The 13,277-nt window shown below is 72.8% G+C and carries 11 protein-coding genes; 3 read left to right on the top strand and 8 right to left on the bottom strand.

Going from position 1 to position 13,277, the window contains the following annotated elements:
- The first annotated feature begins 54 nt into the window (after window positions 1-54).
- On the top strand, window positions 55-885 hold the full coding sequence (locus ACFY1J_RS16930) for a phospholipid scramblase-related protein (RefSeq protein ID WP_390731412.1): 831 nt from the start codon (window positions 55-57) through the stop codon (window positions 883-885).
- Between the two features lie 120 nt (window positions 886-1,005).
- Here ACFY1J_RS16930 and ACFY1J_RS16925 read toward each other — a convergent pair whose 3' ends face one another.
- A complete protein-coding gene (locus ACFY1J_RS16925) occupies window positions 1,006-1,947 on the bottom strand; it encodes a hypothetical protein (protein ID WP_390731411.1) in 942 nt (313 codons plus the stop codon).
- Window positions 1,944-2,738, bottom strand: a complete 795-nt coding sequence (locus ACFY1J_RS16920; RefSeq protein WP_390731410.1) for a phosphatase PAP2 family protein — start codon at window positions 2,736-2,738, stop codon at window positions 1,944-1,946. The genes ACFY1J_RS16925 and ACFY1J_RS16920 overlap by 4 nt, the downstream gene beginning before the upstream one ends.
- Before the next feature lie 249 nt (window positions 2,739-2,987).
- On the opposite strand from ACFY1J_RS16920, the gene ACFY1J_RS16915 reads away from it, so the two are divergent.
- A complete protein-coding gene (locus tag ACFY1J_RS16915) occupies window positions 2,988-3,602 on the top strand; it encodes a TetR/AcrR family transcriptional regulator C-terminal ligand-binding domain-containing protein (RefSeq protein ID WP_390705500.1) in 615 nt (204 codons plus the stop codon).
- A 160-nt stretch (window positions 3,603-3,762) separates the two neighbouring features.
- Here ACFY1J_RS16915 and ACFY1J_RS16910 read toward each other — a convergent pair whose 3' ends face one another.
- The 3 genes from ACFY1J_RS16910 to ACFY1J_RS16900 all read right to left on the bottom strand — a co-directional run bounded on the left by ACFY1J_RS16910 (window position 3,763) and on the right by ACFY1J_RS16900 (window position 7,312).
- The gene (locus ACFY1J_RS16910) at window positions 3,763-4,782 is read right to left on the bottom strand and encodes a DUF2510 domain-containing protein (RefSeq protein WP_390731409.1); all 1,020 of its coding nucleotides are present in this window, start codon (window positions 4,780-4,782) and stop codon (window positions 3,763-3,765) included.
- A gap of 93 nt (window positions 4,783-4,875) precedes the next feature.
- Window positions 4,876-6,024, bottom strand: coding sequence for an anhydro-N-acetylmuramic acid kinase (locus tag ACFY1J_RS16905; RefSeq protein ID WP_390731499.1), 1,149 nt, complete (start codon window positions 6,022-6,024; stop codon window positions 4,876-4,878).
- On the bottom strand, window positions 5,945-7,312 hold the full coding sequence (locus ACFY1J_RS16900; RefSeq protein ID WP_390731408.1) for an MFS transporter: 1,368 nt from the start codon (window positions 7,310-7,312) through the stop codon (window positions 5,945-5,947). The genes ACFY1J_RS16905 and ACFY1J_RS16900 overlap by 80 nt, the downstream gene beginning before the upstream one ends.
- Before the next feature lie 184 nt (window positions 7,313-7,496).
- On the opposite strand from ACFY1J_RS16900, the gene ACFY1J_RS16895 reads away from it, so the two are divergent.
- Window positions 7,497-10,178: an ATP-binding protein gene (locus tag ACFY1J_RS16895; protein ID WP_390731407.1), complete on the top strand. Its 2,682-nt coding sequence runs from the start codon at window positions 7,497-7,499 to the stop codon at window positions 10,176-10,178.
- An 11-nt stretch (window positions 10,179-10,189) separates the two neighbouring features.
- Here ACFY1J_RS16895 and ACFY1J_RS16890 read toward each other — a convergent pair whose 3' ends face one another.
- The 3 genes from ACFY1J_RS16890 to ACFY1J_RS16880 form a co-directional block, all read right to left on the bottom strand.
- A complete protein-coding gene (locus tag ACFY1J_RS16890; protein WP_390705504.1) occupies window positions 10,190-10,981 on the bottom strand; it encodes an SDR family NAD(P)-dependent oxidoreductase in 792 nt (263 codons plus the stop codon).
- A gap of 80 nt (window positions 10,982-11,061) precedes the next feature.
- Window positions 11,062-12,036, bottom strand: a complete 975-nt coding sequence (locus ACFY1J_RS16885) for a DUF3048 domain-containing protein (protein ID WP_390731406.1) — start codon at window positions 12,034-12,036, stop codon at window positions 11,062-11,064.
- Window positions 12,037-12,145: 109 nt separating this feature from the next.
- Window positions 12,146-13,216, bottom strand: coding sequence for an ATP-dependent DNA ligase (locus tag ACFY1J_RS16880; RefSeq protein ID WP_390731405.1), 1,071 nt, complete (start codon window positions 13,214-13,216; stop codon window positions 12,146-12,148).
- Between the last annotated feature and the right edge of the window lie 61 nt (window positions 13,217-13,277).

Here is a 13,277-nt window from a genome sequence, read left to right as displayed (position 1 = left end):
TACCGCATCGTGGGGGCTGGTCAGCTCCTGGTCGGCTCAGGGTAGTGTGCCCCGGTGACCACGCAATCGAACACTCCTGCAGGCTGGTACCCCGATCCCCACGGGGCAGCCCAGACGCTCCGTTACTGGGACGGCGCGCAGTGGACCGACCACACCAGCCCGGCCCAGCAAGGTACTCAGCAGGCGCCTCCGCAGGCCGGCGTCCCGCACCAGGCGGGCGCCGACGCGAAGGTGCAGCGTCAGGTGCAGCAGCAGGCCGGGGTCGCCGCGGGCGGCCCCGGTGGCGGCACCCTGTTCACCGAGCCGGTCCTGGTGGTGAACCAGAAGGCCAAGCTGATCGAGCTGACCAACGAGTACAAGGTCATGGATCAGAACGGCAACCAGATCGGCTCGGTCACCGAGGTCGGCCAGGGCGTGCTCAGGAAGATCCTGCGGTTCGTCTCCAGCCTCGACCAGTTCCTGACGCACAAGCTGGAGATCCGCGACGCCCACGGTCAGCCGCAGCTGCTGCTGACCCGGCCGGCGAAGTTCCTCAAGTCGCGCGTGATCGTGTCGCGTCCGGACGGTTCGCCGGTGGGCGAGATCGTCCAGCAGAACATGATCGGGAAGATCAACTTCGCGATGAACGCGAACGGCCAGCAGGTCGGCGCGATCAAGGCGGAGAACTGGCGGGCGTGGAACTTCGCCATCGTCGACCACGCGGACAACGAGGTCGCCCGGATCACCAAGACCTGGGAAGGCCTCGCCAAGACGCTGTTCACGACCGCGGACAACTACGTCCTGCAGATCCACTACCAGCTCCCCGAGCCGCTGCTGAGCCTCGTGGTGGCGACGGCACTGACCGTCGACACGGCGCTCAAGCAGGACTCGCGGGGCCTGGGCTGACACAGCCGGGCAACGGCACGAACAAACGCAACGGCAACGGCGGCCGGTGCGTGCGGGATGCGCACGCGTCGGCCGCCGCCTTTGTGTCGTTCCGGGAGAATGCGTCGTTCCGGGGAACTGCTACAGCGGAGTGAGGTGTCCGCGCTCCGGTCGCCGCGGCACCAGGACCGGCTCGGGCGACGCGGTCCCCCGCTCCAGCGCGAGCACCGCGGCCACGGGATGCTCCTCGTCGCCCGCGTCCGGCGCGGGTGTCTCCCGGGTCAGCAGCACCACACCCCAGGACGCAAGACCCGCCCCGGACAGCGCGAGGAGCACACCCGCAGCGCCGCCCCGCAGGCCCTGCCCGAGCAGCGTCAGGCCGATCAGCGCGGCCGCCACCGGGTTGGCGAGCGTCACCACCGCCAGCGGGGCGCCGAGACCGCCGCGGTAGGCCGTCTGCGACAGCAGCAGCCCGCCGGTGGCGAACGCGGCGACGAGCAGCGCCACCACCACCTCCTCCGCGCCCAGCGCCGCGCCCGTGCGGTCCGTCGCCGCCACGGTCACCGTCTGGGTGAGCGCCGAGGCCACACCGGAGGCGAAGCCGGACGCCGTCGCGTGCCGCAGGCCGGGCCGGGCGCCGGGCCAGGACAGCGCGCCGATCAGGGCGGCGGTCGTACCGGCGACCGCCACTGCCTCGGTGAGGCTCAGCACCCGGTCGGGAGCCGGGCCCGATGCGGTCACCAGCAGGGCGGCCAGCCCCAGCAGCGTCAGCGAGGTGCCCCGCCACTCGGCCGTGCTGACCTTCCGCCCGGCCGCCCGCGCCCCCATCGGGACCGCCGCGACCAGGGTGAGCGCGCCCAGCGGCTGCACCACGGTCAGCGGGCCGTACTTGAGAGCCACGACATGCAGCAGCGCCGCGCCCGCGTTCAGCCCGACCGCCGACCACCACGCGCCGGTGCCGAGCAGCCGCAGCAGGCCCGCGTCCGGGCCGCGGGAGGCGAGCCGTTCCTGCGCCACCGCGGCGGCCGCGTAGGCGACGGCCGAGACCAGCGACAGGACGACAGCCACCAGGACGGCGCTCATCGGGCCGCTCCCACCAGGACGGGCTCCTCCGGTACGAGCGTGCGCGTGCCCCGTCCCGCCGTGGTTGCTGTGCGGTGCGGCGGATGGATGAGGGCGAGCGCGACGCCCAGCATGGCCGTGGCGACGATCGCGTCCAGCCAGTAGTGGTTGGCCGTGCCCACGATCACCGCGAGTGTGATCGCCGGATGCAGCAGCCACAGCAGGCGCCGGCGGGACCTGGTCGCCACGATCAGGCCGATGGCCACCATCAGGGCCCAGCCGAAGTGCAGCGACGGCATCGCCGCGAACTGGTTGGACAGATGGTCGGTCCGCGGGGGGCCGTAGACCGACGGGCCGTACAGCCGTGCCGTGTCCACCAGCCCGGTCGCGGCCAGCATGCGCGGCGGGGCCAGCGGGAACGTGAAGGGCAGGACCAGGGCGGCCGCGGTGACCACGGCGAGGACCCGCCGGGCCCAGACGTAGTGCGCCGGGCGCCGCAGATACAGCCAGACCAGGAAGGCCAGGGTGGCCGGGAAGTGGACGGTCGCGTAGTAGGTGTTCGCGAGGTGCACGAGGGTGCCGCTGTGCAGCAGCGCGGACTGCACGTCGCCCTCGCCGGGAAGGTGCGCCGCCCGTTCCAGGTCCCACACGCGACGGGCGTTGTGCAGGGCCTCGCCGGTGTGGCCGGTGGCCAGCTGCCGGCCGAGCTTGTAGACGAGGAAGAGCCCTGCGACGAGCAGGAGCTCACGGCCGAGCGGGGGCCTGGTCATGGCTCCTGGCTCGGGTTCTGCAGGCTCGGTGCGGGCATTCATCCCCCGGCCCCTTCGCTGACGGCGGTGCGTGTGGTGGTGCGTACTGAGACCCGGACCACAGCCCGAACTCATCGATACGTCTCCGTACCGATACGCCAGTGTACCGATACGCACGAGTACCGGTACACTGGCGTATCGATAGACGTACGACACACTGGTTACAGGCTTCGAAGCCGCGCTTGAGGACCGCTTCAGGCGGCCTTGAGCAACGGCGGGGCGCACGAGTCGCACACGAGTGAGGAGAGACGCATGACGTCGCAGGCCGCGGACGGACCGGAGACGGTCGCCGCCTCGCGCCGCTCCAAGATCACGCCCGAGCGTGAGCGGGAGTTCTTCGACGCCGTGCTCGAACAGATCCGCGAGTGCGGCTATGACTCCGTCACCATGGAGGGCGTCGCCACCAGCACCCGGTGCAGCAAGTCCACGCTCTACCGCCAGTGGAAGACGAAGCCCCAGTTCGTGGCCGCGGCGCTGCGGTCCAACCGTCAGGCGCGCTTCGCCGGCATCGACACCGGATCACTCGCGGAGGACCTGCGCCAGGCCGCGCGGGACGCGGGGGACTGGTCGGGCAAGGACACCCGGCTGCTGCAGGCCCTCAGTCACGCGGTCACCCAGGACCCCGAGCTGCAGCAGGCGCTGCGCGAGGCCCTCGTCGATCCCGAGATCGCCGCACTCCAGGAGATCCTGCGGCGTGGTGTCGAGCGGGGCGAGGTGCGGGCCGGTCATCCGGCGCTCGAGTACATCCCCGCCATGATGTTCGGAGTGCTGCGCGTGCGGCCCGTGTTGAGCGGGCAGTACGCCGATTCCGACTATCTCGTCCGGTTCGTGGAGGCCGCCGTGCTGCCCTCGCTCGGGCTGACCTGAGACCCAGGCCGCCGTCCATGGGATGACTGGACGGTGACCTGCTCGCGCCGCACCGTGGGGACGGGGGCGGCGCACACCCCCGGCCGGGTGGGGTTCCCCTTGAGCGGAGGGGCTCCCCACCCGGCCGCATCATGTGCCGGGGCGGGCCGGGCCGGGGGAGTCAGACGTTCTGGCCGTTGCCGCCGCCGGACGACACCTTGATCCCCTTGGTGATCTCGTCGATGACCGACAGCTTCTGCCCGACGTCGATGCCGAAGCGGACCACGACCATCCGATCGGGACTCGCCGGGGAGGGGAAGGCGAGCGATTCGACGTAGCCGTCGGCGCCCTTGCTGGTGACCGCCTTCCAGCGGACCAGATAGCCCTTCTGCCCGGCCACGGTGACCGCCTCGGAGGCGAGCACCTCGTGCGAGGTGATGCTGCCGTAGGTGGTGCCTCCGTAGGACTCCTTGGCGTTGGCCGCGATGTCCGCCTTGGCGACCTCCTCGGCCGTGCTGCCCTTGGTGCGCAACAGCGCCGCCGGTGCCGAGTAGGCGCCGCCGGGGACACACGACTTGGACGTGTCGCCGGGGCACTTGTACGAGTCGTTCGACGAGATCTGCGCGCCCACGTTCATGGCCTGCCCGGTCCAGCCCTTGGGCACGGGCAGGCTGATCCCGTTGATCGGGTCCGGCACGCTGCCGCCGCCCTCGACCTTCGGCGCCTCGGACTGGCCCGGCGACGGCGACTGACCGCCGGGGCCGCCCGAGCCGCCGCCCGGTCCGCCCTGACCGCCGTTCTGCCCCTCGGGCCCGCCCCGGCCGCCCGGCCCGCCCTGGCCCTGCTGCGAACCGGCCCGGTCGCCGCCGGAGTCGTGCCTGGCGAGCGCGTACACGCCGACCCCGATGCTCGCGAGCACCGCGACGGCCACCGCGACGGCTATCCCCGTGCGCAGACCGCGCCGGGAACCGGCCGGCGGCTGGGCGGGATACCCGGGATACCCGGGATATCCGGAGTGGCCGCCGTAGGCCGGGTACGGGCCGGTGCCCTGCGGCTGCGTCGGGGTACCCCAGGCGGCCCCCGACCCGGCGGGGCGGGTCTGGTCCGTCCATGCCCCGCCGTCCCACCAGCGCTCGGTGGGGGGACCGTCATTCGTCTGCCCGGGGTCGGGGTACCACCCCGGAGGAGTCACCTGCGTCATGCCCCCACCGTATGAGGCGTCGGTGAAAGCGGGATGAGAGGCCCCGCAACAGTTGCGTGTTGCCGATCCGGGACCGTGCTCTCCCGGCCATGGTCACTCCACTTCCAGCCGCACCGGCGCGTGCCGCGCGGGCGCGGGCAGCCGCAGCCCGCCCCGCCCCGGGGTCACCGACCCCAGGACGCTCGGATGCCGGGCGCCGGTGCTGACCGGTTCGGTGCCCGAGAGCCCGTGCGCCGTGAGGAACCCGAGGACCGCGAAGGCATACGCCTCCTTGGCGGCCGAGGGCAGGCCCAACTCGTCGGAGGTACGCACCGCCACCCCGGGCAGCCGGTCTCGCAGCATCGCCATCAGCACCGGGTTGCGCGTACCGCCGCCCGAGGCGATCACCTCCGTGGCGCCCACGGACCGTACGGCGTCCGCGACCGTGCGTGCCGTCAACTGGGTGAGTGTCGCCAGCACATCGTCCGCGGGCAGGCCGTCGAGTCCGGCCGCCCGCACATATCCGGGGTGGAACAGCTCCTTGCCGGTGGTCTTCGGCGCGGGCCGCGTGTAGTACGGCTCCCTCAGCAGCCGGTCCAGCAGCGGGCCGTGCACCCGGCCGCGGGCGGCCAGCGCGCCGTCGGCGTCGTACGCCAGCCGTCCGCCGCTGAACTCCCGGGCCGCGGCATCGGTCAGCGCACAGCCGGGACCGGTGTCGAAGGCCGTCCCGTCCGGCGCGGTGAGGTTGGCGATCCCGCCGATGTTCAGCGCGACCGGCGTGCCCTGCCTGCCGCGCAGCCACAGCAGGTCGACCAGGCTGACCAGCGGTGCGCCCTGGCCGCCGGCGGCGACGTCGCGCGGCCGGAAGTCGGCCACGACGGGCACCCCCGTCGCCTCCGCGATCCACGCGGGCTGCCCGAGCTGCAGTGTCCCGTGCACCCGGCCGCCGTCCACCCAGTGGTAGACCGTCTGCCCGTGCGAGGCGATCAACTCGGCCCGCCCGTCGCACAGTTCACGATCGGCCCGGACGGCCGTCGCCGCGAACGCCTGCCCGATCCGGGTGTCGAGCCGGCACACGTCCGCAAGCGGGACGGCCGACGGGGGCAGCGCCGCCGCGAGGGATTCCCGCAGCGCGTCGTCGTACGGCTCGCTCACCATCCCGAGCGGCTTCAGGACGAGCGTGTCACCGCCGAGGCGCAGCTCGGCCGCCGCCGCGTCGACGGCGTCGTACGACGTCCCGGACATCAGTCCGATCACCAGCACCTGGTCCATCCGCCTTCCCGGCCGGGCGCCCGAGGAGCGCGAGCGCGCTCACCGCGCAGGTCGCCGCCGCGTAGTACGCGGGCACGTCCACGTTTCCGGTGCGCTTCACCGTCTCCGTGATGATGAGCCCGGCGCACCCCGAGAACACGGCATTGGACAGGGCGTAGGCGAGTCCCAGCCCCGTACAGCGCACACGCGTCGGGAACAGCTCGGCGAGCATCGCCGGCCCCGGCCCGGCCATGAGCCCCACGACCGCCCCGGCGGCGCACACGGCCGCGCCCTTCACCAGGGACGAAGTCCCCGTGTCCTGGAGGAGGTTGAACAGCGGCACGGCCGCCCCCACCACCAGCACCGCCCCCGTCAGCATCACCGGCCGCCGCCCGATCCGGTCGCTGAGCAGCCCCGCCGGGAGGATCGCCGCCGCGAAGCCCAGATTGGCCAGAACCGTGGCGGTCAGCGCCTGCCGGAAGTCCGCGTGCAGCGCCGTCTGGAGATACGACGGCAGGACGACGAGGAAGGTGTACCCGGCCGCCGACCAGCCCATCACCCGTCCGGCCCCCAGCGCGACCGCCCGCACGACCCCGCGTGCGGGCAGGCGCTCCGCGTCCGGCGTCCGCTCCCTGAACGACGGTGTCTCCTCGAGCCGCACCCGCAACCACAGCGCCCCCAGCCCCATCGGCAGCGCGAGCAGGAACGGCAACCGCCAGCCCCAGGCACTCAACTGATTTTCCGTCAGCACGGTCGCCAGACCGACCGCGGCACCCGCCCCGCCCAGCAGTCCAAGCGCCACCGTGAACGACTGCCACGCGCCGTACAGCCCGCGCCGGCCCGGCGGGGCGAACTCCGTCATCGCTGACACCGCGCCCCCGAACTCACCTCCCGCGGAAAGCCCTTGAACGACCCTCAGAAGGGTGAGCAGCCAGGGGGCCAGGGCGCCCGCCGTGGCATAGGTCGGCAGCGCGCCGATCAGCGTGGTCGCCCCGGTCATCAGGGCGACCACCAGGATCAGCACCGGCCGCCGCCCGATCCGGTCGCCCAGCCGGCCGAACAGGGCGGCGCCGACCGGCCGGAAGAAGAACGCCAGCGCGAAGGAGGCGTATGCCTTCACCAGCCCCTCGACCGCACCGCCGCCCTCCGGCGTGAAGAACCGCTGCGCGACGACCGTCGCGAAATAGCCGTAGACACCGAACTCGTACCACTCGATGAAATTGCCCACCGACCCCGCGGCCAGCGCCCTTGCGGACGACGCCTTTCGCGGGGTCCGGCGATCTTCGAAAGTCAGCTTCATTCCCAGCCTTGTTGACGGTCCGTCGACTCCACAGCGGCAGGTCCGGGCAGGGGGCACGTCGTCCTCACGCGTCCCTGTTCACCCGTCGCGGCAACACGTGCCCGGAGCGGCCTCCGTACAGCCAATCCGACGGCTACGCTCGTGGTCTGTACGTCGTTCGGGCGACACCAGGGGAGGTAACGGGATGACGGAGGCACGGCCCCCTGTGGCCGCTTCGCCTTCCCTGTGGGAGCGCGACGCGGAGATCGCCGCCGTCACACAGGCGCTCGACGCCCTGTGCGCGGACCGCTCGTCCTCCGGGAACCTGCTCGTGTTCCGGGGCGACGCCGGACTGGGCAAGACGGCGCTCCTGACCGAGACCCGCCGTATCGCCGAACGGCGCGGGTGCACCGTGTGGTCCACCCGCGGCGGCGAGAACCTGAAGTCCGTCCCGTTCAACGTGGTACGGCAGTTGCTGCAGCCCGCGCTGGTCTCGCTGATGCCACAGGAGGCCCGCGAGTACCTCGGCGACTGGTACGACATCGCGGGGCCCGCGCTCGGCATAACGGAGCCCGGTGAGCGGCAGGCCGACCCGCAGGGCGTGTGCGACGGCCTGGTCGCGGCCGTCCGCAGACTGGCCAAACGGGAATGGCCGCTGGTGCTGCTCGTCGACGACGCGCACTGGGCCGACGAGGAGACCCTGCGCTGGCTCACCGCGTTCGCCGATCGCCTCGACGATCTGTCCGTCCTGGTCGTGGTCGCCCGCCGGCCCGGTGAGGTGTCCGGTGACAGCGCCCGCTACCTCGACGCGATCGCCGCCACCGCGGGCCGCCCCGTCAGCAGTCTCGACGCCCTCACCCCGGACGCCACCGCCGGACTCACCCGTGCCACCCTCGGCCGGCACGCGGACGCCCCGTTCTGCCGCGAGGTCTGGGCCGTCACCGGCGGCAATCCGTACGAGACCGTCGAACTCCTCGCCAAGGTGCAGGACAGCGACCTCCAGCCGGTCGAGGCCCACGCCGGTGAACTCCGCCCCCTGAACCGCTCCGCCCGCGGCGGCGGACTCGTCGCCCGGCTGGAGGGCCTCGGCATCGACGCCACCCGGTTCGCCTGGGCGGCCGCCATCCTCGGCACCGGCATCACCGTGGACCTGGTAGCCCAGCTCGCCACCATGAGCATGGACGACGCCGAACGCTGTGCCGAACTGCTGTGCAGCGCCCGCATCCTCACCGAGCCCGACCCCGCGGCCGCCCGGCCCGACGACGGCGACCTGGAGTTCGTCCACCCGCTGATCGCCTCCGCCGTCTACAACTCCATCCCCGAGGCCCTGTGCACCGCCATGCACGGCATCGCCGCCCAGGTCGTCACCGACTCCGGGCGCGGTGCCGCCGCGGCCTCCCGGCACCTCCTCCAGGTGCACCCGGACGACGACGAGGAACTCGTCGAGCAGCTGCGCGAGGCGGCCCGGGAACACCTCGCCGTCGGCGCCCCGGACGCGGCCCGCCGCTGTCTGGAACGCGCTCTGGTCGAACCGCCCGTGCCCGAGGTCCACGCGCGCGTGCTCTACGAATTGGGCTGCGCCACGCTGCTGACCGCGCCCGCGACCACGATCGACCATCTGCAGAGCGCGCTCGGCATGCCCGGCCTCGACGGCGACGAACGCGTCGACGCCGTCTTCCGCCTCTCCCAGGCACTGCTCCACAACAACCAGCTGGAGGAGGCCGTCCACACGGTAGAGGCCGAGGCTGCCCGCCACGAACCCGGGCCCGCCCGGCTTCGGCTGCAGGCCGTGCACTTCATGTGGGAGGGCATCCACGGCGAGGCCGCCTCACCCGGCCGCTCCGAACGCCTCGCCGACCTCGCCCGCACCTGCACCGGCCGCGACAACTCCGAGCGCGCCCTGCTGATCCTGCGCGGCTTCGACGCCATGACCCACGGCGAGAGCGTGGAGGAGATCGTCGAACTGTGCGACCGGGCCCTCGTGAACGGCCGTCTCGCCCCCGGTCTGGGCTGGACCGACACCGAGTGGGGCGTCGAACTGCTGATGATGCTGGGCAGTGCGTACACCTACGCCGACCGGCTCGACCGCGCCGAGAGCCTGTTCGCCGAGGCCCTACGGGCCTATACGACCGCGGGATGGAGCGGCGGCCATCTCTCCCTGGCGAACGCGTTCCTCGGCCTCGCCTACCGTCGGCAGGGCCGCCTCAGGGACGCGGAGACCATCCTGCGCGAGTCCCTCGCACTGGCCGAACGCGTCGGCCGCGGCCTGCCCCTGTACTGGTCGGCGACCTGCGGACTCGTCGACACGCTGCTGGCCCGCGGCCATGTGGACGAGGCCTGGGCGGTGGCCGAGCGGTACGGCTTCGCACCGCCCTACCCGTCGACGATCGTGCTGCCCGACCCCCGCTCCGTGCGCGGCCGGCTGCTGCTCGCCGTCGGCCGCACCGAGGAGGGCATCAACGAGCTGGAGGCGGCCGAGAAGGCGGCGGCCGCCCGGGGCGGCCACCATCCGGTCCTCGCGCCCTGGGCCGTCGACCTCGCCAAGGCCCTCGCCGTGCAGGATCCGCCGCGCGCCGCCCGGCTCGCCACCGAGGCCCGCCGCCAGGCGGAGCGCCTCGGCACGGACACCGCCATCGGCGAGGCCCTGCGCTGTGCGGCCGCCCTGGAGACCGGGCAGCGCGCGGTGCGGCCGGCCGCGCAGGCCGTCGCCTACCTGGAGGCCTCGCCCTGCCAGTACGAACACGCGGCCGCCCGCGTCGAGTACGGCATCGCGTCCCGTTCGGTCGCCGAGCTCAACCGGGGCATGGCACTCGCGCGCTCGTGCGGGGCGGACGGGCTGGTGGAGCAGGCGCGAGAGGTACTGGAGACGGGCGGGGGCCTCAGCTGACCCGCGCCGCCTCAGATCGCCAGCAGTTGCTCGGTGACCGCTTTCAGGCGCTTGCGCACCTCGGGGTCGTACGTCCCCTCGTGCGCCCTGGCCGGACGCGTGCCGTCGAAGTAGCCGCCCGAGCCCAAGTCCCGGGTGGCCAGGGCCAGGACGCCCGTCGCTCCGTCCGCGACCGTGTTCCAGGGGGTGATCCCGCCCTCGCGGACCATCGCGGTGTCCATGTAGGTCGCGGGGTGCAGCACATTGACCGACACACCGCTGCCCGCCAGCTCCTCGGCCAGCGTGAACGTATGGGCGGCGAGGGCGAACTTGCTGCGGCAGTACGCCGACACGCCGCTGTAGCCGCGGGTGAGCTCCGGGTCGGTGAAGTCGAGCGGCTCCTGGCCGACCGAGCCGACGTTGACGATCCGGGACGGTGTGTTCGCGCGCAGCACCGGCAGCAGGGCGCGGGTCAGCACGACGGGGGCGAGGTAGTTCACGGCCAGCCGCAGCTCGTGCCCGTCGGTGCTCAGCTCGCGGCCGGAGCCACGCGGCCCGGCGCCCACCCCGGCGTTGTTGATCAGCACGTCGAGCCCGGGCCGCGCCTGTGCCACCCGGGCGCCCAGCTCGCGCACCTGGGCGAGCGAAGCGAGGTCCGCGACGAACCCCTCGGCCTCACCCTCGGCACGCAACTCCTCGACGAGCCGCCGCGTCCGTTCCGGGTCCCGCCCGTGGGCGAGCACGACATGACCGGAGCGGACCAGCTCGAAGGCGACGTACCGGCCGAGTCCGGAGGTGGCACCGGTGATCAGAACAGTGGACATGTCCCCACCCTAGGCACGCTCCGGCGCCGGATGCCTGGTGCCGCCGAAGCTACGCCCAGCAGGGTCACCCTCACGCGCAATCAGTGGCCGGACTGCGCGAACACCACCCACACCTGGCCCTCGGCGAAGTTCATGGGCGTGCCGTCGGCGGTGGTGAACTCCGTGCCGTCGGCGGCGGCCGCGCGGGTCCAGGTCGCGTCGAAGGCGCGCCCGTCCCGCAGCACCTCCGCCTTCCCCGTGCCCACCGTCTCGGTGTACGGCGTGTTGTTGCCGAGGACGTCGTGGTACGCGGACTCGTGCACCTTCACGTACTGCACGACGACCGTCGCGGGAGTCACGCGCTTCCCGTCGGCCGTCCTCGTGGGCGTGCCGTCCATACCGACCAGCCAGCGGTGCCGGTCGGCGGACCAGGTGAAGGTGAACTCGGCCACCGGGTAGCGCACGGTGCGCGAGGTCGCGGGCCGCCCGCCCGCCGGTGCCGCGCCGTAGTGGAAGCCGGTGGTCAGCGCGGCCTTGCCCGGCGTGGCGGACAGCAGCCGGTCCGGGTGCAGATAGAGGTTGTGCGGCGCGGCCTTGTCGCTGCCGCGGAAGAAGGCGTCGGACGCGTTGTTGGGTGTCTCCGGCCGCAGCGGCGCCTTGTCGATCAGCGGCAGCAGCTTGGTCTGCGCCCCCGAGAAGGCGAGTGTCGGCCGGTCGAACTGGCGCAGCAGCTCCAGATCGGATTCGCGGGCGCTGCGCACCGGCCCGATGACCTTCGGCAGCTTGGTCGCGTACACCGCCATCAGCCGGCTCAGCCCGCCCTCGACCTGTTCCGCGTACACGACGTCCGCGGAGTCCAGCCCCGTCTGCGGGCGGGCCGCGGGCACATTGTCGATCTTCACGGCGAGCACCTGGCCGGTGCCGCCGCCCGGGGCCGGCCCGCTGGTCCCGCCGCGGCCGTCGTCCACCGGGCCGGGGCCGTGTCCCGACGTGCAGCCCGCCGCGAGAGAAGCCGTCAGCGCGGCGGCCAGAAATGCTGTCGTCGCGGCGCGTCGTGTGCGCCCTCTGTGCCCCATGCCCACCGTCGCCACCGTTGCCACCAGGTCTGTGCCGTCGATTGTGCGCTCATAAGTTCATTGATGGCCATACCCGCGCGATTCTGATCGAGCCTGCCGGGTGAGCCGGTCAGCCGGGGCTGCCGAGGATCTCCGCGAGGTCGTAGCGCACCGGTTCCTCCAACTGGGCGTAGGTGCAGCTCTCCGGGGTGCGGTCCGGGCGCCAGCGGCGGAAGCGGGCCGTGTGCCGGAAGCGGACCCCGTTCTCCATGTGGTCGTACGCCACCTCGGCCACCCGCTCCGGCCTGAGCGGCACCCAGGACAGGTCCTTCTTGCCCGACCAGCGGCTGGGGGCCCCGGGCAGCCGGGCCGTCTCGTGGGCGGCCTCCTGCGACCAGGCCGCCCACGGATGTCCGGCCGCATCCGTCATGCGCAGCGGCTCCAGCTCCTCGACCAGTTCGGCGCGGCGCTTCATCGCGAACGCGGCCGACACGCCCACATGCTGCAGGGCGCCCTGGTCGTCGTAGAGACCGAGCAGCAGCGAGCCCACCACCGGACCGCTCTTGTGGAAGCGGTAGCCCGCCACGACGACGTCGGCCGTACGCTCGTGCTTGATCTTGAACATCGCCCGCTCGTCCTGCAGATAGCGCACGGTGGGCGGCTTGGCGACGACCCCGTCCAGGCCCGCCCCCTCGTACTGCTCGAACCACTGCCGCGCCACGTCGATGTCGGTCGTCGCCGGTGCCAGATGGACGGGTGCCGTCACCCCGGACAGCGCCCTGGCGAGGAGCGCCCGGCGGTCCGTCAGCGGGACGTCCAGCAGTGACTCGTCGGCCAGGGCCAGCAGGTCGAACGCGACGAAGGAGGCGGGCGTCCGCTCCGCCAGCGTGCGCACCCGGGAGTCCGCCGGGTGGATGCGCTCGGTCAGCGCGTCGAAGTCGAGCCGCCCCTCCCGGGCGATCACGATCTCGCCGTCCAGCACGCAGCGCTCGGGCAACCGCTCCTTCAACGCCGCGACCAGCTCGGGAAAGTACCTGGTCAACGGCTTCCCGGTGCGACTGCCGAGCTCGACCTCGAGCCCGTCACGGAACACGATGGCCCGGAAGCCGTCCCACTTCGCCTCGTAGTGCATGTCCGGCGGGATCTTCGCCACCGACTTGGCGAGCATCGGCTTCACGGGCGGCATCACCGGGAGATCCATGCTCCGATTCTGCGCGCATACAGCGGCTGCCGCCCGGTGTGCGCGGTGTGCGGGGTACGCC

This window comes from Streptomyces sp. NPDC001406 (assembly GCF_042895285.1).
Taxonomy (GTDB): Bacteria; Actinomycetota; Actinomycetes; order Streptomycetales; family Streptomycetaceae; genus Streptomyces.
Note: the sequence above shows the minus strand (reverse complement) of the source record. Positions and strands in the feature narration are given on the sequence as shown.